Origin of the sequence: Alicyclobacillus sp. TC (assembly GCF_016804365.1) — a bacterium.
Classification (GTDB): Bacteria; Bacillota; Bacilli; order Alicyclobacillales; family Alicyclobacillaceae; genus Alicyclobacillus_I; species Alicyclobacillus_I tolerans.
This window is the reverse complement of record NZ_CP044434.1, coordinates 2,457,595-2,479,276: the sequence shown is the minus strand read 5'-3', so window position 1 is coordinate 2,479,276 and position 21,682 is coordinate 2,457,595. Positions and strand designations below refer to the sequence as shown.

Here is a 21,682-nt window from a genome sequence, read left to right as displayed (position 1 = left end):
ATTAGAGGATGGGTTACTATGCCGTTTGAGCGTCTCCGTGACAAACACGTAGATAAACTTTTTCAGGCAGTTCTGTCATTGGAGACAATGGATGAATGTTATGCATTTTTTGAAGACCTCTGCACAATCGGAGAAATTAAATCGCTTGCTCAGCGCTTGGCAGTTGCGGAGATGCTCCAGCAAGGACTCACGTATCATCAAATTGAAGAAGAAACGGGCGCCAGTACCGCCACCATCAGTCGTGTCAAACGCTGTTTGTACTATGGTGCAGACGGTTATGTCACGGTGTTGAAGAGATTGCAGCAAGAACAAACCAACCATTGGCGCCAAGGCGGAGATGGGGATAAGACGTATGATTGATAAATGGGGTAGAGAACGTTTTGAGTTTGTTCAAGATCCAATTGATTTTTTTGATTTAATGGGACAGGCTGCTTGGCATCGTGAATTACAGATGACCTGTCTACATACGGCAAGCATTCGCGAAATGGACGATGTGGTAGACATGGCGTGTGGTGCTGGTTGGCTGGGTCTCTATTTGGCTCATAGAGTGAATACAGTTTACTTTGTGGATAAAGATGAACGAATGGTAGAACGTGCCCGGCGCAATGCAATCAAATATAAAATTGACAATGTAGCTTTTCAAGTCGCAGATGCCAGTCATCTTCCTTATCCGGATTATCGCTTTTCAGTTATCTTTTGTGTTAATCTTCTGTTTTTATTGGACGATCCGTTAAAGGCCATTCGTGAAATGATGCGTACGCTCAAGCCGGGAGGAAGGTTGATTATGGTCAATCCTTCTCGCAATATGAATCTTTGGGCGGCAGAACAGTATTGCATGAATAATGGTATTACTCAGTTGGACAAGGACATGTTTGTTTCCTGGGCAGCAACGGCTGCTCGTTGCAATCCTCTGATGATCCGCTCCTTAGAAAATCCTCAAATTCCAGAGGCTGAACTGATTAAACAGCATTATATGTTAGGTGGGTTAGCGAGTTTTGTCAGAGTTGTCAAACGGAAAGAACTGCCGACTGCTTAAAGTGATGAAGAATGACTGGCCCGTAGAAACCGTGGTCAGTTTTGTTTTGAAAAGAAATTTCTCAATATTTGAAATTAATTTATACGTTGATTCTGGATAATTGGTTGACGTGCAGGATACGCTGGAAAATATAAAATTTGCAATCCTGAAAGAGGAATAAGACTATCTCTTCGAAAATTGTTAAATTTGTGTCGCAAATTGACACAATTTGTGGTCATTTGTCGGAACAGTATGTTAAGCTACGGGTGTATGATTGCTGTGGCCTTCCAAATTGGGCAAAAAACATTTGGAAGAATCAGAAATTATTTACAACCATAAACCAGTTCCACCGATATGACATTGGGTGGTCGAAAGAAAATAACAAAGAGGTGTAGAACATGAGATTATTGGACAAGGTTCAAGAAATGGGTAAGTTGTTGCGCAGCGCAAACGAACAGGTGAATTTTCATGAGGTGGCGGAGTTTCTGAGCCGTGTTTTGACTGCAAATACTTATATTGTTGGTAGAAAGGGAAAAATTCTTGGTTATGGCGTAGCAGAACATGCGTTAACGGAAGAGTGGCTGGATATCATGACCCGCGATCAACGCTTCCCCGGGGATTTTAACAAGCATTTGCTTACAATTGAACAAACCGTGGCCAATTTGGAGGATAAGGAACCTTTCTACGTTTTTTCTCCTGAAGAAAATGAAAGTTTTCGCAGTAAGCATATCGCCATTGCACCCGTGATTGGTGCACGTGAACGACAGGGAACGCTTGTTTTTGCTCGCACTAATCAACAATTCAGTGAAGAAGATATGGTATTGATTGAATATGCTGCTTCGATTGTGGCGCTTGAAGTTGTACATTCGCGCCAACAGCGAAAAGAAGAGGAAAGCCGCCAGCGTGCGCTTGCACATTTGGCTGTAGAGTCACTGTCTTTCTCCGAATTACAAGCAGCCAAATATTTGGTCGATGCGGTAAAAAATTCTCCAGATGGCATTGTCGTCAGTAGTCAAATAGCCGATGAACATGGTGTTACCCGTTCTGTTATTGTGAATAGTATTCGTAAGTTGGAAAGTGCGGGAACCATTGAAAGTCGTTCGCTTGGTATGAAAGGTACACATTTGCGTGTATTGAACGCTTTTGTAGAGGATGAAATTAACCGCCAATTCGACCGCTAAAATGGCAGCTGCTAGGTGGTTATGCGCCTCGTGAGGTGGCAAATTTTATTCCTGGTGAGCAAGAAAAACTTGTTCCAAAATCGGAATGCGCACTTATAAAGATGGAGAAATAGGGGAATTTAACCGGAGACAAGTTTTTTCCGGGAGGCCCTATGTTCGAAAACCATTCTTTGCAGGAACGAGCGCAAACTATTGCCCTCACACATGAAATTGGACGGACTCCGGTGCTTCTGGCACAGCGCGGATTGCGTGAATTTAAGCGTGCAATGGATAGTATGCGCGCCTTTGTCCAGCAGTTGCAGCAGCAAAGATCTGAGTGCAGTCAGCCTGCAGAGGACTGGCTGTTAGATCACTTTGCGTTTTTGGAAATACAGTCAGACTTGGTGATTAACCATTGGTCTCGCCAGGCCGTTCGACATTTACCGTATTTGCAACAGACAGGGAAAACGCGTATTGAAGCCATTGCAAGTGACTATCTGCAGGCTGTTCAAGGTCAATATCAAATCCATACATTTCTACAATACATTTCAGCCTATCAAGAGGTTGCCATTTTGCAAATACAGGAGTGTTTCATGCTCTTGGATGCTTTGCGGATGGCAGCCATTTCTCAATTGTCTGCTGCTATGCGCGAGGTTGAGCATAGAAGCCAAGTCTGTCGAAAGATTTCAGATTGGATGCAAAAGGTTCGCCAATCCGAACGGACCCATGAGGATATTGCTCAAAAGGTTGCAGAATATGCCCACTCATCCTCCTTCACTCCAGTTGAAATTGTTCATTTGACCCAGCATTTGAATGAGTTATCCTCGAATGAAGACACGGTTCATCATTGGTTGTTGAGTTATGTTCAACAGTCTAGTCAAGATCTGCAACAAATGATTTCCATAGAGCATCAATTTCAAGTGGATTTGCAATTAAATTCTGGATATCTTGTTCAAACATTACATCGATTAGAACGTGAATGTTGGCAGGATATTGTTGCGAAAATCTGTCGTGTAGAAATTCTTTTGCAAGAACATGCTTTTGCTGATTATCCGCGTTTAGACAAGAAAAGTCAGCATCAACTTTTGCACAGTATCCGCAAACTGGCGCGAAAACTTGCTTTGCCGGAAATGATGGTCACTGAAGGATGTTTAAAACTTGCTGAAAATGCGTTTGAAGCACATGGCTCTGAAGTGAAAGAAGCTTCACCTGCTTACTATCTACTTGAGCCCATGGGACAACATCTGCTTCATCAATATCTATCACAATTAGCCAAACCGCGTTTCTTACCCTCGCTGCCGCTTCGTCGCAGACCATATCTAGCTTATTTTACAGCCTTAGGTCTAGCGATAGCTTTGATATTTTGGATTATGGTGGATTTGACATTACCCTCCATAGCTTGGCGAAGTTCTCTGTGGATAGCTGTTGTGGCTGCTCTACTGATCATATTCCCTGCAAGTGAATGGGCTTTAGAATGGGTACATACGACCATTGTAAAAACGTGCCAGCCATGGCCGTTGTTGCGATACGATTTTAGTGAAAGTCTTCCTGAGGATGCTCGTACGATGGTGGTTATGCCAATTCTTTGGAGTCATAAAGAAGATGTGGATGACGTATATGAACGACTTCTCACGCATGCATTGGCAAATCGCCAAGAGCATATTCACTTTGCCGTATTGGCTGATTTTCCGGATAGTCAGTCAGCTTGCTCAGAAGCAGATGCAGAATTACTTGCTTATGCGAGTGAACGAATGGCAAAAATTCAAGAAGAATATGGCAGTGATCGGTTTTTTCTGTTTCATCGAGATCGGCAATGGCATGCGTCTGACAAGTTATATCTAGGATGGGAGCGGAAACGGGGGAAATTAGTAGAGTTTGTCCGTCTGCTGCAGGGATATGAAGATACAAGTTTTTTTCACATACAAGGCGAACGTTCAGTATTGTCAAAGATACGCTATATTTTTACGGTTGATCACGATACGCGTTTGCCAATAGGTGCTGTTTGGCGCTTGGTCGCTACCATGCACCATCCTTTGCATAGACCGCGTTTGAATGAGACAAAAACCCGCGTAGTTTCTGGTATGGGGGTACTACAGCCGCGTGTAGCGGCTAGTTACGATTCCGTTTTTGCTTCAAGGTACGCAGAGTGCACAGCAGCTGAACCAGGACTCGACCCGTATGCATTTGCAGTATCTCATCCGTATCAGGACTGGTTTGGTCAAGCTTCGTTTGTCGGTAAAGGATTGTTTGATGTGGAGATGTTTGCGCAAGTACTCTCCAAACGTCTGCCAGAAAACAGTATTTTGAGTCACGATTTGTTGGAAGGAGGATTTTTGCGCACCTGTCTAGCTTCAGATGTTGAAGTGCTTGAATCTCAACCTAAGACCATCTATGAACACGAACGACGTCTACATCGCTGGATTCGTGGCGATTGGCAATTACTTCCTTGGTTTGGCAAGTATGTACGCAATGCCGAAGGCCAATCAGAGAAAGTAGATCTCTGTTCATTAACTCGTTGGCAAATGATAGATAATTTGCGCCGTAGTATGCTGGCACCTGCTTATCTTTTGCTGGCATGGTTGGCCACGTTTGCCCAAACAACTTGGAGTTGGCGGTTGTGGGTGTTGATTGTGGTTACCTTAGCTCTGCCTTGGTTGAGGACTCTATCCCGTTTGACAATGGGCCGATCACGTCGTAAAGAATGGCAAATGGTTACTTTGCGATGCTGTATGGATGTGATTTTTTTGCCGTTTACTGTTGCGTTGGCCGTGGATGCTATTGTGCGCACTCTTTATCGGCTAATCATAAGCCATCGACGCTTATTGGAATGGACACCATCAGCACAAGTAGCGAGAGAGCATAAGCAACCTGCGTTTCTTTTTACAAAAACAGGGATTTCCTTGTATGTCCTTTTGATTTTGTCGGTTACCTTTACTTCTTGGAACGGACATTTTCTAACAGCTGGTTTGTTGCTATTCTTTTTCTTCGCCAGTTGGCCGTTTGAACGTTGGCTGAGACAACCACCTCGTGCTAAAAATCCACTTTGGACCCAGGAAGACTTGCAAACTTTGAGACATTGGTCTGAAAAAATTTGGTCTTTTTACAATTGTTATGTAACGGCTGAAGAAAATTGGTTGCCGCCTGATAATGTTCAATATTTTCAAGGCGAGCAAATCGCTCATAGAACATCTCCTACCAATATAGGTCTGTATTTATTATCGACCGTTGCAGCAGCCGATCTCGGTTATCTGACGGAAGAACAATTATATGAACGACTCTCTTCCACGCTAGCAACTGTCGAACGCCTTCCCAAGTGGCATGGCCATTTACTGAACTGGTATAGCACTGAAGATTTGCGCCCGCTGTTGCCTCGCTATGTATCAACCGTAGATTCAGGCAACTTTGTAGGTTATCTGATGGTCTTGGAGGAAGCTATAGCTGAACGCAGTCAGTCAAATATAAAGAATAATTGGGAAAAATTGCTGAAACGTGTTCGTCGGTTAATAGCAGAAACAGATTTTCGTCCATTGTTCCATTATCGAGAACAGTTGTTTTCGATTGGCTATCATCTGGATAGCGAAAAATTGGAGGATACTTTATACGACTTAGCCGCATCAGAAGCGCGTCAAGCCAGCTTTATAGCCATTGCTCTGGGGCAAATTCCTGCTTCTCATTGGTTTGTGTTAGGACGGACCATGGTACGCGTAGGTGAACACAATACTCTCCTTTCGTGGTCAGGAACGATGTTTGAATATTTTATGCCTTCTTTAATCATGCGAACTTTTCGGGGGGGTTGTGGGACGAGACCTATCAAGGTGTGATTGAAAAGCAACAGTCGTATGCGCGTTTACTCGGTGTTCCTTATGGTATTTCAGAAAGTGGGTACTACGCGTTTGATGAGCATTTGTCTTATCAATATCGTGCCTTTGGCGTGCCGGGGTTGGCTTTTGACCGGGGACAGCAAAATGAGTTGGTGCTTGCTCCTTATGCTACCTTGCTGACACTTCCTTTTGCTGGACATTCTGCCATGCAAGCGCTCGCTGAATTTAGCAGACGCGGTATGGAAGGAGATTTTGGATTTTATGAAGCGCTCGATTGCACACGTCGTCGCTTGCCTCCCGGATCAAAAGAAGAGCGCATTATCAGTTATATGGCGCATCATCAGGGCATGGCTTTGCTAGCCATAGCCAACGTATTGACCAACCAGAAAATGATTCAACGATTCCACCGTCACCTGGCTGTGCGAGCTGCTGAATTATTGCTGCAAGAGAAAGCTGCAGCGAAGGCGCGTTGGAAACAGGCTCCAGTCCTACCCAAAGGAGTTCCGGATTTTCAGCAGACAAATGACGTGGCGCGTCGAGAATTTCAGCAACGGCCAGCATGGCCAGAAGTCAATCTCTTAGAAGGAGCAGGTTTGTCCAGCATGCAGACCACAGCGGGGGGCAGCTGGTTGCGTTATCGAGGTGTATCGATCACACGTTGGAGAGAATTTGCAGTTTCAGAGATTTATGGGTCATCCATCTATTTGCAAGTGTTGAATGGTCAAGAGTCTTTACCCGATTCGCCAAGCTTCTATCCTTGTAGCCGAGAATTTGGTGAAGTTTGTTTTCAGCCAGATAGCAGTCGTTTTAGAAAACAAATGGGGAACTTGGAAAGTGAATTGTCCATAACAATTCATCCAGAAGCGCCTATTGAATTGAGACGGTTGCGAGTATTCAATCATGGCGACAAAGATTTGCGACTTTGTTTAACCACATTTACTGAGCTGTCCATGGCAGAACAGTCTGCTGACTTGGCTCATCCTGCTTTTGTCAAATTGTTTGTGGAAACTAGGTTTTGCCCGGAAGAAGGTTGTTTAGTTGCCAAGAAAAGAGCGAGATCAGCCGAAGAAAACGAGTTGTATACCATTCAAGCACTTTTAGCAGACCCTTCGGATTATTTATCAGTGCTGGAATTTTCATCAGATAGGGCAGAATTGCTTAAACGTGGTGACACGATGTCTGCCCCGCAAGGTCTCAACCAACCGCTATCAGGAAGTACAGGTTCTGTGGCTGATCCGGCGTTTATTTTTCGTCATACTATTGACTTGTCTGCCGGTCAATCCGCGACGTTTTACTTGGTAACAGCTTGTGCGGATACAGAGGAAGAAGCGATGTCTCACATAGAATACGCTAAACGTTCTGGCGCACTTGAGGGTATGTTTCATCGAGCTTGGCTAGCTGCTGAAGTTAGACGGAGGCAATTTGGGCTGACGGCAGATCAAGTGAAAGTAGCCAATCTATTGGCGAGTCGTCTTTACTTTCCTCTTCTCCAGCGTCACCAGAAAAAATGGGCGATGCAAAATACCCTGGGGCAATCAGCTTTGTGGTCAAAAGGTATCAGTGGAGAGTTGCCCATTGTATTCCTTAGAATTTCGCATTTGGCAGATATGCCTTTTGTGATATCGCTGGCTCGTATTCAGCAATGGCTTATACAGCAGGGATGCGACTGTGATTTGTTGATTATGGATGCAACCGATGGCGGTTATCGTGATGAGTTGATGAATCGACTTAAAACTTCGCTCGGTCATAGTGGACACTTTGTCGAAGAGCGAGTGCACGTATTGCGTCAATCTCAACAGACCGAAGAAGTATTGCGATTGCTCAAGTCAGTGGCGCGCGTTCATTTAAGAGCAGAGGGTCCAAGTTTAGAACATCAATTGCGTCAAACAGAATATCAGCCCATAGCGTTACAGGATCAGGAAATAAAAGACATCATGGCTCATACAGTTCGCCCTGAATGGCCAGCAAAACCATTGCATTGGCCGGCTGAACCGTTGCATTCCATGTTTTGGAATGGTTATGGCGGTTTTCAAAAAGGTGGTCAAATTTATCAAATGGCTGTTCATTTGAATCGTCCTTTGCCGAGACCCTGGAGTATGATTCTTGCTAACTCGCACTTCGGTTGTTTATTGACCGAGTTAGGAACAGGGTATACTTGGTGGCGCAATTCACGAGAATGGAAGATATCTCCTTGGAGCAACGATCCCTTGCTTGATCCACCTGGAGAAGTTATTTACTTGCGTGATGATGAAGCAGGAGAGGTATGGTCTCCCATGCCCAAACCGCTTGGAGGACAGAAATGGTTTACGGTGTCTTATGAAAAAGGTCGAGTAACCTATACTTCTCAACAGAGTGGAATCGAGCAAGAACTGGAGGTCACGGTTCATGCGCGTTTACCTGTAAAAATGATGCGGATCCGACTCAAAAATACCACTCCACAAGTGCGTCGAATGAGCCTGTTTGCCGTTGTATCCTGGGTGTTGGGAGTGCAACGTCAACCGTTTGATCCTTTCTACCATATAGAATGGGATGAAAAACGAAAGCTGCTTTTAGCGAATCATCGTTATGCGGATACCTTGAAAGATGCACACGCTTTTATACATGCGTGTCAGCTGGGTGAAAACGGAATAGAAGAAAATCCCCAAATATATTACAGTGCTAGTTTAATGGATATATATGGACCTTCTGGAAGTCCAGAACAACCTTTGATGATTTGTAGCCGAGAGTTTTTGCCGAATCGATTACTGTCTTGGCCAGAGCCCTGCGGCGCATTGCAGGTATGTTTTTCCATCGCTTCCGGAGCGACAAAAGAGCTTCTTATATGGATAGGAGCGGCTGAATCTAAGCAGGCAGCGCTTCGTGTGTTTGATGAATTGACGGACTCCATGATACACAATGAAGTTTTGCCTGCACAATTGTCCGAAACCTCTTTGTTTGCGTATGCAGCATGGACCGAGAAAATTTGGGTGAATACGCCCAATGCGGCATTCAACACGCTGATGAATGGTTGGTTGCTTTATCAGGCGCTTGTATGTCGGCTATGGGCAAGAACTGCTTTCTATCAAGCTGGTGGAGCTTATGGATTTCGCGATCAAATACAAGATTCACTAGCCTTCTTACAAATTGATCCTAGCCTCTGCCGTGAACAAATTTTGCGTTCAGCGGCTCATCAATATCAAGAAGGTGACGTTCAACATTGGTGGCATGAGGAGACGGGTAAGGGTATACGAACCAGGTTCTCTGATGATTTGCTCTGGTTGCCGTATGCAGTGTTGCGCTATGTGGAAACAACCGGAGATCAGTCCATTTGGCAAGAATCGGTCGCTTTTTTGTACAGTCCGCCTTTGCGCGATGGCGAATTGGAACGTTATGAGGATACCTGTATCTCTAATGAGAATGCTTCACTAACTGAACATTGTCGGCGTGCGCTTCATCGAGCTTGGCGGCTGGGCGAGCACGGTTTGCCATTGATTGGGATTGGCGATTGGAATGATGGGTTCAGTCGTATAGGGGCAGAGGGACGTGGCGAGAGTGTCTGGCTAGGCTGGTTTTTTCTTGACATTTTAAGTCGATTCCAGCGTATTCAGCCATATCCTTTTACAGAAGAAGAAAGAGAAGAATGGCGGATCAAGGCTGAAAAATTACGTGCAAGTATGGAGCGCGAAGCGTGGGATGGATTCTGGTATCGGCGTGCGTTTCACGATGCGGGGTTCTGGATTGGGACGTCAACCGCCACAGAATGCCGAATAGACGCGCTAGCTCAGTCCTGGTCAGTTATCTCTGGAGCGGCTGAACCGGATCGACAGGAACAGGCCATGCGGTCTTTCTTGCGTGAGTTGGTAGATGAGAGATGGATGTTGGCGCGTCTGTTGACGCCAGCCTTCAATCATTCCCATCCCAGTCCGGGCTACATTCAAGGGTATCCTCCGGGTTTGCGTGAAAATGGAGGGCAGTATACGCATGGCGTGATATGGTCAATCGTAGCGTTAGCGATGTTAGGTGAGGGTGATCAAGCTTTTCATCTATTTCAAATGTTATCTCCCATTTCACACACCAGTTCCTCTCAGGGAGTTTGGAGATATGGAAATGAACCTTATGTGATGTCTGCAGATGTCTATACAGCCCCGCCGCATGAAGGACGAGCAGGGTGGTCCTGGTATACAGGAGCGGCTGGTTGGATGTATCAGGCAGGATTGGAGTGGATTCTGGGAGTTCGCAAAGAAGGTGAACGTTTAATCATTCAACCTGCTGTACCAGAAGAATGGCAGGAGTTTTCGCTTCGATACACCTATGGGGATAGTGTCTACAACATTCAGGTTATGTTAGATCGAGAGCAAACTGAGACGATTTGGGAAGATCTTGATAGTGGTCAGAAAAGTAGTTTTTTGACACTTGTTGATGATGGCCGTCAACATCGGTTTTGCGTAAAAGTGGCAGTAACAAATAAAAAGCTTGCCACGAACGCCTTTGCGTTGGAGCAAGCTTGAATCTACGGGTCGGCTCTACAGCCGACCTTATTCTTTATTTAAGGGCATCGGGGAGGCCCTGATAATAATAAGCCAATGTCCGAGTACCTAAACGAAAGTTCTCCAACGCGAAATTTTCATCAGGAGCGTGCATATTTTCATCGGGTAATCCAAATCCCATCAAAACCACTGGTATATGAAGCAATCGATCAAACGTTTCAACAATCGGGATGGATCCTCCGCCGCGTGTAAATGTCGCTTCCACTCCATACGCTTTTTCATATGCCTTAGCAGCCCATTGAATCGCAGGGTGATGGAATGGAGTTACGTAGGGGCTGCCTGAATCTTGACGGGTCAATGTGACGCGCGCACCTTTAGGGGTGTGCTTTTCAATATGTCTTTCAATCGTCTGGTAGATATGTTCTGGCGTCTGATCCGGAACAATTCGGCAAGTGAGTTTTGCATGTGCTTCGCGGGGGATGACGGTCTTGGTGCCTTCACCCTGAAATCCACCATAGATACCGTTCACTTCTAAGGTTGGTCGCACCCAGAGGCGTTCCAATGTACTGAATCCCGGTTCGCCATGTAAGGCTGGCAGGCCGAGTGACGTACGGTAAGCTTCATCATCGTGACCGAGATCGCGAAAAGCTTGTAATTCTTCCGCGGTTACCGAGGTTACTTGGTCGTGAAATCCGTCTACTGTAATTCGCCCTTCGGCGTCATGGAAAGAAGCGATTAATTCAGCTAGAGCGTGAATTGCATTGGGTACGCCGCCACCGTGTTCGCCGCTGTGCAAATCACGCTTGGCCGTTTCTACATGTAATTCAAAGGCAACCAGTCCGCGCAACCCATAGCATATGGTTGGTCGGCCGGGAGCAATCATGCCTGTATCAGAGATGAGCAGAACATCAGCTTGAAAGCGTTCTGCATTTTTTTCTAAGAAATCCGGAAGATGGGCACTACCGATTTCTTCTTCGCCTTCAATGCAAAATTTAATGTTCACTGGCAGTTTGCCTTCTGTTTGAAAGAGTGCTTCCAAGGCTTTGAAATGTAAGAAGGTTTGTCCTTTGTCATCTGTAGCACCACGCGCAAAAATTCGTCCATCGCGAATTTCTGGTTCGAATGGCGGAGTTGTCCATAGAGGCAGTGGATCGACAGGTTGCACGTCGTAGTGACCATAGACAAGCACAGTGGGTTGACCAGGAGCATGCAACCAGTCGGCATAGACGACGGGATTTCCCTTTGTCGGTAACAACTCTGCATTTTCGAAACCCAGATTGGCTAAATGATTTTTAATAAATTCCGCGCAAGCCAGCACATCATTTTTGTGTGCAGAAAGTGCTGAAATGCTAGGGAAGCGGAGAAGATCAAATAATTGTTGTAAATGTTCTTTTTCGTTTGCCTCTAAATAAGCTTCCAAATTCATGACTAGAGACTCCTTTCGTATCCCCCGTAAATAGGGGCATAGATGACTCATCCATAGTGTAAAGCATTTGCGCTTTTACAGCTATTCGAAAAAAAACATGGACGCAAAAGAAAAAAACAGATAAGATGAGAAGGGTTTGTCCCCAATACCTTCGCTTATCTCGTGTATGCGAAAGGAAAAACATTTGAAATGAATAGAAAAGGCCCAGGTACCCGTTTTTGTACGGGTTGAAAAGGGAAACCGGTGAAAATCCGGTGCGGTCCCGCCACTGTGAATGGGGAGCGCGTCTTCCATGAAGCCACTGGATTTGTCTGGGAAGGCGGATGCGCGTGAAGAACCAAAGCCAGGAGACCTGCCTGTTGGCCTGTTACATTTGCCGTACCTACGGTCGATAGGGAGAGGTGTCTATATGTCTATGCCAGAAAAACGCAGTCAGCGTCTGCGGCAAACATTTAACCTTTTGGATTTAAGCAGTTTATCCATTTCCAGCGTTGCTCCTGCTTTCAGTATTTCTGCCACAACAGGTATTATGATTGGCTATAGCGGCATCTATAGTTTGCTGGCGATTTTGCTGATTGCCATTCCGTTTATTGTATCCTCTTTCACATTTCGTACCCTCAATCGTCATTTTCCTAGCGCAGGAGCTTCATATCATTGGTCGACTCGAGTTCTTGGCAAACGGATTGGACGTTTTCAAGGCTGGATTTTATTGCTCGCCTATTTCAGCTCGATTCCTCCCATCCTGGTTCCTGCCGCCCAATATACTTTGGCGCTTATCTACCCTCACGGTGTAAACCAGCCGTTGCTTGAATTTTTGGTGGGTTCTTTTTGGATAGGAGTAGCCATGCTCCCGTTGCTTTCTGGAGCGCGTCCAACTGCGCTGATTACTCAAGTGTTTTTTGCTGTTGAAATTTTCTTTCTTATCCTGTTTGCCATATTGGGTATCATGGCTTGGCCGCATGCGCATCCGTCCTTGCCTGTCGAGCATTCTCCTGTCGGAGGTATTTTTCTAACCATGATTGTGGCCAGCACCATTATGGACGGATGGGAAATTGACAGCTATGCTTCCGAAGAATCCACTCAGCCCAATCGCGATCCTGGTGTTGGTGGAATGATTGGTGCACTTTTTGCCTTAGCTATCTATTTATTGTTTGTGCCCATGATGATATGGGAAACACCTGGCAATGCTCTTGCCGGTTCTGCCGATCCGTTGGTTACCTGGATTCATTATTTACCCACCACAATACCTCACGCTACCATTTGGATGTTGGTTCCTATTCTCGCCTCAACGGCAGGTTCGCTCTGGTTGACGGCTTATATTTTGATTCGTGGTGTGTATGCCATGGGGCGTGATGGGTTATTGTCCCGACGATTTGCCAAGTTGAATTCTCGCCAGGCGCCATCTTTGGCTACGGCAGTGGTACTTATGGCGGCGTGGGCGGTAATGGCCTTACAATTGTTTGTCCATTCGCTGAATGTCTTTTTTAGTATTGTCTTGTCAACCGCCGGGTTTTTCCTTATCTTCGAATTTATGCTGGACAACATCACAGCGACTGTATTTCTATGGCGAATGCATCATCGCGATCAACTGCATGAAAAAAGGGATAGAAAACATTCGCATCGCATCATGCTGATGTTTTCTTCGTTCACATCTTTTTACTTGCTCATCTTGCTCGTAGCCTTTCTGTTTCTAAGCGGGCGCGCGATTTCTCCCTGGGTGAATCCAATTTTAGCAGGGTTACTGTTGGCAGGTTTTTTGTATGCCGTCAAAAAACCATCACCAAGTCAAATGCAAGAGTCCGAAAATTTTTGTCAGCAGTACGATGAAGGGATATACTAAAGAGAATGAATGTGGTGTTATGGCTAAAGGAGGTTCCTGCGGTGTTTAACAGTAAAGAGATAGCCCGTCGCTTGACAGAGAACAGCCAACGAGCGTTTCAGGGCTGTGTCTGCTATCCGCAGCCTGATGCAATTGCCAAAATGATTAAATTGTTGCGCAGCGCTTTGCTGCCTAACTATTTTCCATACAACAATCTTGGCCTGGAAAGAAGCGTAGAAGCAACCATCAGCGAGTTGCAGCAGGTCTTGGCAGCTCAAATTCACCGTGCTTTGTTTGAGAAATGTTACGATTTAGAAAGTTCTCAAGAAACAAGACACATTGCAGATGAGCGTGCGGCGGATGTTCTACAACATCTTCCTGAATTGCAGACCATGCTTTATGAAGATGTTGTGGAGACACAAAACAGCGACCCTGCAGCTTCATCAGAAATTGAGATTATCCTAACCTATCCTGGCCTGCTGGCACTGTCTATCTATCGTATGGCACATGTTCTCGTACAATATGATATCCCACTTTTACCAAGGATGATGACTGAATATGGTCATCGCTTAACGGGGATTGATCTACATCCAGGTGCCAGCATTGGACACGGAATTATGATCGATCACGGTACGGGTATTGTTGTGGGTGAGACAGCGCAAGTAGGCAACCATGTAAAAATTTATCAAGGTGTGACCCTGGGAGCTTTGTATTTTCCTCGTGATGAGCAAGGTATTTTAGATCGCCAGACAAAGCGTCATCCTACCGTTGAAGATTATGTTGTTCTATACGCTAATGCGACTGTGTTGGGTGGAGACACGGTCATTGGACATCACAGCGTGATTGGCAGCAGCGCATGGGTTACTGAGTCGATCCCACCTTATTCGCGAGTTGTGCACAACCATCAGTCTGTTGTCACAAAACGACAAAAATCGCGTTAAATATACTCTAAGGTGCTTTGCTTTCATCGCAAACATGTGGTACGTTTATCATAACCCTTTACCTCTATTTTTGGTCCGCCATATTGGCGGCCTTTTTTTATTGAAGAATCCTTCCTTATTTGTTCTTCAATCGTTATACCAGCTAATATCTTGTCAAGCTCAAAGGAGTCCAACTTCAGAAAAAAATGTCGCTCGTCTCCGCTCGGCTTAGCTAGGGGTTAGCCCGCCGAATGCGGTCTAAGCTCACTGCAATGAACGAATGTATACAATCCTCAATGTGCGAGGGGCAAGAAACCATATGAAGAACAAAATACATATTCTTGGCGCATCTGGTTCAGGAGCAACCAGCTTAGGAAGAGCGTTATCTTTGAACTTGCCGCACATCAATTTAGACGGCGACGATTATTTTTGGCTTGAAAAATTCACTGCACCTAGAGAGCGATGTGATAGACTTAAGTTATTGGAATAAGATCTTTCGCAGCACACTGAATGGATTCTATCTGGTTAAGTCTGCGGTTGGGGAGACGAATTAAAGCCGTACTTTGATTCGTGTGTTTTCATCTATACTCCAAAGGGGTTAAGGCTGCAAAGACTAAAGGAGAGGGAGTTTCAGAGATACGGCAGTGAAATCCTACCTGGTGGAAGCAAACATCAGGAATCACAGGCATTCTTGGAGTGGGCGTCGTTATATGATGAAGCTGGCTTGGAAGTTAGGAGCAAGGCTTTGCACGAGCATTGGATCTTGGATCTGAATTGTCCAGTCTTACGAATAGAAGGAAACCATTCGGTTGAGGAAAGAGTAAGCATCGTTCTTGAGTACCTCGGGATTAAAAGTTGACAAGCATTTTCGTTACCATTGAATCAGCTTCTGCAGGTAAACCAGCTAATAGTTTGTCAAGCCTCAGCTGTAACTTTTTCTGCAACGGGTAACTATGGCTTAGCCCGCCGAATGCGGTCTAAGCCGCCTGGTTCAGCGTCTACAGCGCCTTGACCCACCTGTCAAGGCGGGAAAGCGTGCCTTGACAGGTGGGCTCCTGGCTTGTCAGCGCTAGACACTCATCTTGTGACACCCATTCAAACCTGTGATATAGTCAACAGTGGGCATGCCAAATAGCCCTCCATTTCGCGGCAGGAAGGATTTGGAATGGCGATTGTGGTGGAGGTTATACTACATCGACAAACGCTTCCTTGCGCTTTAAGATGGCGTAAATCCAGTGCACGAGCTTATTGACGCAAGCGGTGATCGCCACTTTGTATGCTTTGCCTTCGTCTCTTTTCTGGTTGTAATACGCTTGGAGCTTCTTGCTCCCTGAGCTTCGGATCCCGCATAAAACCGCCACGTACAAGGTGTGGCGCAGTCGGCTGGATCCACGCTTGGTGATGTGGTTGACCGTAGCGGTAAATTTGCCTGACGAGTGGACGCTCGGATCCACGCCCGCAAAGGCAACCAGTTTCTTTGGGTGATGAAACCGATTGATTTCCCCAATTTCGGAGAGAATCGTTGCCGCGATCTTCCCTCCAATCCCAGGGATCGATTGGATCATCTGATATTCCTCTATGCCTTGAGCGAGGGCATCTATTTGTTTCTCAAGGGCGGATAGATGCTCCTTGTACTCAAGAATCATACGGATGTACATGTCCAAGCTAAACAGATGACTCTCAAAACGCGTGTGCGTGAATGGATTACGCAAAGCAGCTTCACGGATCCTTTGTGCTCTTTCGCGCGCCCAGCGAGGAGAACGACTTTTGCATAAGGATGAGATCTTGTCGGCGAGTACCTCCTCATCGAGTGCGAGCACCTGCGTAGAGGTTGGAAACGCCTGCAGAATCTCGAGTGAAACATGCGAGTACAAGTCACCGAAAACGCCTCTATACTCAGGGAAGACTTGATCCAGAATGGCAAGGAACTGGAGCTTGGTCTGGACAAATAGCCCCGATATCGCGGCATGCTGTCGCGTCAGATTACGCAGATTGAGGAGCTGTAATCCCCGCTTTTTGTGGGTGTCAAACTCTTCTTTGTAGAAGAGCTCTGCAAGGCAGTACGCGTCAACGGCGTCTGTTTTGACCTTCCGCAGGCTGGATTTCTTGGCTTGGTGCGAAATGAGCGGATTGATCATAATGTACGCATAGTGATGCTGCTCGAGAAACTGAACGATCGGTGCGTGGTAGTGCCCTGTGGACTCGAGAATGACTGTGGGCTGTTGCTTTGCGAGTGCCTCAATTTCTTGGAGAAACAGGTGGAAGGCATCCAGACCGTCGCGGGTGTGTAGGATGCGAATGCTCTTGCCGTGTGGTTTTCCCTTGTCCAAGAAGGCTTGTCCTTGACTTTCTCCTTTCGCGACATCGAGACCGATGACTGGATTCATAAAAAACCTCTCCTTCGTGATTGACTTATGCCGGTAGCCCCTATCACCTTGTAGTACATAGCTTCGCTTGTTATGCGGGATCAGCGTCCCAACCAGCTTCAAACATGTTTCTACAAGTAGGGGGTGAACTGTTTAACGATCCGGTTCTCGGACCCACGGGCGCGGACGTTCACCCCGGCTACCTAAAGTATAGAACCTCTCGATTGAAAGAGGTCAACCAGAACCAACTGGCTGACCTCATAATACGAAGAGCGTGAAATCAGTGAAGCGAGTTTGGAATAGATGATTTTGCGGCTATGATACTTGAGAATAAAGAATGGGCATTTTGTAAATAAAACTTAAAATTAGAAGCCGCGTGGCTTCATTGGCAAAAGTCATGCCTTTGTGCTGCAGGATATCTTCACCAAAGAGTCCATGAATCAAGATGAAGCAGGCTAAGAATACAAATGCGGTACGGTAATGTGTTGCAATCTTTTCTTCTGCATTCAAGCTTTCCACCGCCTTGACTCAAATGACAGACGTTCTGATGATTGAGTCGAAGTGAATCATTTTAGGATATGTGTAAAAATCTTATAGGGAACGGCAGACCTATAGGTTGCTAACGACTGTTCCCATCGTTATGTATGAAAAACCGTTTGTACTTGTGATTTGTGAGTAAGCAGCATATACTAAGATTGACTTACAATTTCATAGTTCCTTCGGGGCAGGGTGAGATGGTTTCCCTATACGCCATCAATTCCCGATCGGTGGTGAGCGTATCCCGTATGATGCTAAGTCCACGAGCTGAAAAATGCAGTTTTCACTGCGGTACAGCATGAACTGGTGAAAATCCAGTACCGACGGTATAGTCCGGATGAAAGAAGGAAATTGGCGCAGACCGAAAGGTTTTGTGTCTATGTGTCGTTCGTTCATTGCCCCTCCACGTTCTGTTGGAGGGGTTTCTTGTTTAGGATGAACGATGGCTAATCAAGGCCCGAAGAGAAGATGGGGGTGCAGATGTTCGCAGACTTTATAGAAGAACTTTTAGAGGATAAACATTGGGCTTTGGCAAATTTGCATTCGTTTTTGGATGAATCAGAGGATGAACGTTGGATGCGCATGGCGCTTTCTTTGGCAGCTACGGCTGGTAGTCAAACCCATCCCAATCCTAGGGTGGGTTGCGTGTTGGTCAAAGAGGGGCAATTGATTGGACAAGGGGCGCATCTCCGCGCCGGTACTCCACATGCTGAAATCCATGCTTTGCGCCAGGCTGGTCCAGAAGCGAAAGGCGCTACGGCTTATGTCACACTGGAGCCATGCAGTCATTATGGCCGGACGCCTCCTTGTGCTGATGCCCTGATTCAAGCAGGGATTAAGCGTGTAGTTCTAGCCATGGTCGATCCCGATTTACGCGTATCCGGTCGAGGTGCCGCGAAATTGCAAGCGGCTGGGATCGACGTGAAGATGGGGGTTATGGAAGAAGAAGCGCGCAGATTAAATAAGCCTTATCTTCATGTTCAAACGACTCATATGCCATATGTTGTCTGGAAAACTGCCAGTACATTAGATGGTCGTATGGCGACATCAACTGGGGACAGTCGATGGGTAAGCGGAGAAAAGTCCCGTCAAATGGTTCATTACTGGCGGTCGCGAGTAGACGCAGTGATGGTGGGCATCGGCACAGTTCTTGCGGACAATCCGCAGTTGACAGTTCGCTTGTCTCATATGCGAGATGTCCGTCAACCGATACGAATCGTGATCGACACCCACTTGCATACTCCGCCTGCTGCTCGGTTGCTCAGTGAACCTGGACGCACATTGATTTATTGTGGACAGCAATTTCTGCAATCTGAGCAGAAGGAGGAGTTGATTTCACAAGGAGACGTTGAAGTAGTAGGCGTAGCAACCGATGTGAATGGCCGATTAGACTTGCGAGCTATTCTTGCGGATTTGGCCAATCGTCAGGTGGTAACGGTCTTGCTTGAGTCAGGACCAACTTTGTCAACAAGTTTCCTGGAACAAGGCCTGGTACAAGAAATAGCCTGGTTCATGGCTCCCAAATTGTTGCTGTCTGGTAAATCGACATTACTTTCTCAGCAACCAATTACCCGTATGTCTGACGCTCTACAACTGAACAGTGTCAAAGTCCGGATGGTGGGACAAGATATTTTGCTGACCGCTGTTCTAGGGGGACAATCGTAATGTTCACCGGTCTGGTAGAAGAATTGGCGATTCTTAAGAAGATAGATAAATCGCCACAAGGCGCCCGTTTCATTTTGGCTGCAAACAAAATTCTTGGAGATATGCAATTGGGTGATTCCATTGCAGTCAACGGTGTCTGTTTAACAGTAGTGGAGCGAATGCCCGGAACTTTTGCTGTAGAAGCAGTGCCAGAGACAATGCGCCGCACGAATTTAGGGCTTTTGCAAACGGGTGACGAAGTTCATGTAGAACGGGCATTACCTATTGGTGGTCGTCTGGGTGGACATTTAGTTTCTGGCCACATTGATGGTACCGGAACCGTGCGCGAAGTGATGCACGAGGGGATGGCACGCGTCTTGACGATTGCAGCTCCTGCTCACTTGATGAAATACATTGTTCATAAAGGTTCCGTTTGTATTGATGGGGTTTCGTTAACCGTTATGGAAGATCGAGGAGATGCATTTACACTCTCCATTATTCCTCATACTGGTCAAATGACAACATTGGCAAGCGCTCGTCCTGGCCGAGTTGTAAACATTGAATGTGACGTGCTGGCCAAGTATTTAGAGAAACTTTTGCAATACCAAACTGTTGACTCATCGTCTGTCAATCGTAGTAGCCAGTTGTCATTGCAGTGGTTGGCGGAACACGGTTTTGCTTGATGGTGGCAATGGTGGAAGAGAGGGGAATAGGCAATGTTGAGTACAATTGAAGCTGCAATTGCCGATTTGCAAGCTGGCCGTCCTGTTATTGTGGTGGATGATGAAGATCGGGAAAATGAAGGAGATTTTGTGGCGCTTGGTGAAAAAGTCACGCCTGAACTGATCAATCTCATGATTACCCATGGTAGGGGTCTGGTTTGTGTGCCGATTACGGCAGATCGCGCTGCTCAATTAGACTTTGATGCGATGGTTGCGCACAATACGGATGTGCATGGCACAGCTTTTACGATTTCTGTCGATGAAGCACATACGCACACAGGTATATCAGCTTTTGAACGGGCGCAAACCATTGCGGCCATAGTCTCTGAAGAAGCTCGTCCCGAGCACTTTCGCCGTCCTGGACATATTTTTCCACTCATCGCTAAAGACGGTGGAGTCTTAAGGCGAGCTGGCCATACAGAGGCGGCAGTTGACTTGGCTCGGTTGGCAGGCGCGAAACCTGTGGGGGTCATTTGTGAAATTCTCAATCCCGATGGGAGCATGGCTCGACTACCTGATTTGGAGAAGATTGCGGGTCAACTCGGATTGAAAATGATTTCTATAGCCGATTTGATCGCTTTTCGAAAACGCTCTGAAAAATTGGTTATTCGTCAGGCCCAGGCCCAGTTGCCAACCGTTTTTGGTCATTTTCAGGCGGTGGTTTATACCAATTCGCTAGATGAAAAAGAACATGTGGCGCTGGTCATGGGGGAGATAGATGAATCACCCATATTGGTTCGTGTGCATTCAGAATGTCTCACAGGAGATGCGTTTGCTTCTCTGCGCTGTGACTGTGGACCACAGTTGCATGCGGCACTGCGTCAGATAGCTGAAGAAGGAAAAGGCGTTTTGCTTTATCTTCGCCAGGAAGGGCGTGGCATTGGTTTGCTGAATAAGATACGAGCCTATGCCTTGCAAGATGAGGGAGCAGATACAGTAGAAGCTAATCATCGACTTGGATTTGCTGATGATTTGCGAGATTATGGAATTGGTGCACAAATTTTGTACGATCTCGGTGTGCGACAAATGCGGTTGTTAACCAATAATCCGCGCAAAGTGCGGGGGATTGAAGGGCACGGTCTGACCGTGATCGAGCGTGTCCCTCTGGAAGTGGATCGCAATCCATTTAATGAGCATTATTTGCAGACCAAGCGCGAAAAGCTGGGGCATCTTCTTCATCTGTAGCTCTGAGTTGAAGTGAGCTGTTACGAAATCGATAACATTTAAGCGTGTAAGGACATTGAAATGAAAAAGGAGTTGAACAAAGTTTGAACGCGCAAATTTGGGAAGGACATTTGATAGGTCAAGGATTGCGCTTTGGCATTGTGGTTGGACGTTTTAACGAATTTATCACGCATCGCTTGCTTGGTGGTGCTCTGGATGCTTTGCAACGCCATGGAGTTGAAGAGAGTGCTGTCCATGTTGCTTATGTACCGGGAGCATTTGAAATTCCGTTTGCGGCCAAGCGATTGATGCAAAGTGGTCGATTTGATGCTGTAATTACATTGGGTGCAGTTATTCGAGGCTCTACGCCTCACTTTGAGTATGTTTCGTCAGAAGTTGCGAAAGGAGTGGCCAACCTTAGCTTACAGGCTGAGATTCCCGTTATTTTTGGCGTATTGACCACAGATACTATAGAACAAGCCATAGAACGAGCAGGTACAAAGGCTGGCAACAAAGGTTGGGAAGCTGCAGTTTCGGCTATAGAAATGGCTAACTTAAACCGCTCGCTGCAAAATTTAGGTTAAGTATTTGAGTTGCCTCAGAGAGCACCCTGATACCAAGT

14 protein-coding genes, 1 pseudogene and 2 riboswitches are annotated in these 21,682 nt (G+C 46.2%); of the genes and pseudogenes, 12 read left to right on the top strand and 3 right to left on the bottom strand.

Annotation, left to right across the window (positions count from 1 at the left end; translation table 11 throughout):
* The first annotated feature begins 18 nt into the window (after window positions 1-18).
* From FY534_RS12190 to FY534_RS12170, 5 genes are all read left to right on the top strand, one after another.
* Window positions 19-360 carry a YerC/YecD family TrpR-related protein gene (locus tag FY534_RS12190; protein WP_072875063.1) on the top strand — a complete coding sequence of 114 codons (342 nt, stop codon included), beginning with the start codon at window positions 19-21 and terminating at the stop codon, window positions 358-360.
* On the top strand, window positions 353-1,036 hold the full coding sequence (locus FY534_RS12185; protein WP_072875062.1) for a class I SAM-dependent methyltransferase: 684 nt from the start codon (window positions 353-355) through the stop codon (window positions 1,034-1,036). The genes FY534_RS12190 and FY534_RS12185 overlap by 8 nt, the downstream gene beginning before the upstream one ends.
* Before the next feature lie 377 nt (window positions 1,037-1,413).
* Window positions 1,414-2,196 carry a GTP-sensing pleiotropic transcriptional regulator CodY gene (codY, locus tag FY534_RS12180; protein ID WP_203114698.1) on the top strand — a complete coding sequence of 261 codons (783 nt, stop codon included), beginning with the start codon at window positions 1,414-1,416 and terminating at the stop codon, window positions 2,194-2,196.
* 152 nt (window positions 2,197-2,348) lie between these two features.
* Window positions 2,349-5,996: a hypothetical protein gene (locus FY534_RS12175; protein WP_203114697.1), complete on the top strand. Its 3,648-nt coding sequence runs from the start codon at window positions 2,349-2,351 to the stop codon at window positions 5,994-5,996.
* Window positions 5,969-10,483, top strand: a complete 4,515-nt coding sequence (locus tag FY534_RS12170) for a GH36-type glycosyl hydrolase domain-containing protein (RefSeq protein WP_203114696.1) — start codon at window positions 5,969-5,971, stop codon at window positions 10,481-10,483. Before FY534_RS12175 ends, FY534_RS12170 begins: the two co-directional genes overlap by 28 nt.
* A gap of 34 nt (window positions 10,484-10,517) precedes the next feature.
* Here FY534_RS12170 and FY534_RS12165 read toward each other — a convergent pair whose 3' ends face one another.
* Window positions 10,518-11,888 (bottom strand): dipeptidase, encoded by a 1,371-nt coding sequence (locus FY534_RS12165; RefSeq protein ID WP_203114695.1) that lies wholly within the window; start codon window positions 11,886-11,888, stop codon window positions 10,518-10,520.
* Window positions 11,889-12,077: 189 nt separating this feature from the next.
* Window positions 12,078-12,263: riboswitch (cobalamin riboswitch) on the top strand.
* Window positions 12,264-12,297: 34 nt separating this feature from the next.
* Between FY534_RS12165 and FY534_RS12160 the strand changes: the two genes are divergently transcribed.
* The 3 genes and pseudogenes from FY534_RS12160 (at window position 12,298) to FY534_RS12150 (ending at window position 15,486) form a co-directional block, all read left to right on the top strand.
* On the top strand, window positions 12,298-13,728 hold the full coding sequence (locus tag FY534_RS12160; protein ID WP_203114694.1) for an APC family permease: 1,431 nt from the start codon (window positions 12,298-12,300) through the stop codon (window positions 13,726-13,728).
* Between the two features lie 41 nt (window positions 13,729-13,769).
* On the top strand, window positions 13,770-14,648 hold the full coding sequence (gene epsC / locus FY534_RS12155; RefSeq protein ID WP_238413549.1) for a serine O-acetyltransferase EpsC: 879 nt from the start codon (window positions 13,770-13,772) through the stop codon (window positions 14,646-14,648).
* 298 nt (window positions 14,649-14,946) lie between these two features.
* Window positions 14,947-15,486, top strand: a pseudogene (locus FY534_RS12150) (hypothetical protein).
* 325 nt (window positions 15,487-15,811) lie between these two features.
* On the opposite strand, the gene FY534_RS12145 reads toward FY534_RS12150, so the two are convergent.
* Complete coding sequence (locus FY534_RS12145) at window positions 15,812-17,014, bottom strand: IS110 family RNA-guided transposase (RefSeq protein WP_203114693.1); 1,203 nt, start codon at window positions 17,012-17,014, stop codon at window positions 15,812-15,814.
* Window positions 17,015-17,308: 294 nt separating this feature from the next.
* Window positions 17,309-17,503 (bottom strand): hypothetical protein, encoded by a 195-nt coding sequence (locus tag FY534_RS12140; protein WP_072875376.1) that lies wholly within the window; start codon window positions 17,501-17,503, stop codon window positions 17,309-17,311.
* Between the two features lie 201 nt (window positions 17,504-17,704).
* Window positions 17,705-17,883: riboswitch (FMN riboswitch) on the top strand.
* A gap of 127 nt (window positions 17,884-18,010) precedes the next feature.
* On the opposite strand from FY534_RS12140, the gene ribD reads away from it, so the two are divergent.
* From ribD to ribE, 4 genes are all read left to right on the top strand, one after another.
* On the top strand, window positions 18,011-19,195 hold the full coding sequence (ribD, locus tag FY534_RS12135; RefSeq protein WP_238413763.1) for a bifunctional diaminohydroxyphosphoribosylaminopyrimidine deaminase/5-amino-6-(5-phosphoribosylamino)uracil reductase RibD: 1,185 nt from the start codon (window positions 18,011-18,013) through the stop codon (window positions 19,193-19,195).
* Window positions 19,195-19,857, top strand: coding sequence for a riboflavin synthase (locus FY534_RS12130; protein ID WP_203114691.1), 663 nt, complete (start codon window positions 19,195-19,197; stop codon window positions 19,855-19,857). Before ribD ends, FY534_RS12130 begins: the two co-directional genes overlap by 1 nt.
* 33 nt (window positions 19,858-19,890) lie before the next feature.
* A complete protein-coding gene (locus tag FY534_RS12125) occupies window positions 19,891-21,081 on the top strand; it encodes a bifunctional 3,4-dihydroxy-2-butanone-4-phosphate synthase/GTP cyclohydrolase II (protein ID WP_203114690.1) in 1,191 nt (396 codons plus the stop codon).
* 83 nt (window positions 21,082-21,164) lie between these two features.
* Complete coding sequence (gene ribE, locus FY534_RS12120; RefSeq protein ID WP_072875373.1) at window positions 21,165-21,644, top strand: 6,7-dimethyl-8-ribityllumazine synthase; 480 nt, start codon at window positions 21,165-21,167, stop codon at window positions 21,642-21,644.
* Window positions 21,645-21,682 lie beyond the last annotated feature (38 nt).

Excerpts from the sequence above, each read along its gene's own strand:
- FY534_RS12185 (WP_072875062.1), top strand. The coding sequence starts at position 353 with ATGATTGATAAATGGGGTAGAGAACGTTTTGAGTTTGTTCAAGATCCA.
- codY (WP_203114698.1), top strand. The coding sequence starts at position 1,414 with ATGAGATTATTGGACAAGGTTCAAGAAATGGGTAAGTTGTTGCGCAGC.
- FY534_RS12145 (WP_203114693.1), bottom strand. The coding sequence starts at position 17,014 with ATGAATCCAGTCATCGGTCTCGATGTCGCGAAAGGAGAAAGTCAAGGA.
- FY534_RS12160 (WP_203114694.1), top strand. The coding sequence starts at position 12,298 with ATGTCTATGCCAGAAAAACGCAGTCAGCGTCTGCGGCAAACATTTAAC.
- FY534_RS12175 (WP_203114697.1), top strand. The coding sequence starts at position 2,349 with ATGTTCGAAAACCATTCTTTGCAGGAACGAGCGCAAACTATTGCCCTC.
- ribD (WP_238413763.1), top strand. The coding sequence starts at position 18,011 with ATGTTCGCAGACTTTATAGAAGAACTTTTAGAGGATAAACATTGGGCT.
- FY534_RS12190 (WP_072875063.1), top strand. The coding sequence starts at position 19 with ATGCCGTTTGAGCGTCTCCGTGACAAACACGTAGATAAACTTTTTCAG.
- FY534_RS12125 (WP_203114690.1), top strand. The coding sequence starts at position 19,891 with ATGTTGAGTACAATTGAAGCTGCAATTGCCGATTTGCAAGCTGGCCGT.
- FY534_RS12165 (WP_203114695.1), bottom strand. The coding sequence starts at position 11,888 with ATGAATTTGGAAGCTTATTTAGAGGCAAACGAAAAAGAACATTTACAA.
- FY534_RS12130 (WP_203114691.1), top strand. The coding sequence starts at position 19,195 with ATGTTCACCGGTCTGGTAGAAGAATTGGCGATTCTTAAGAAGATAGAT.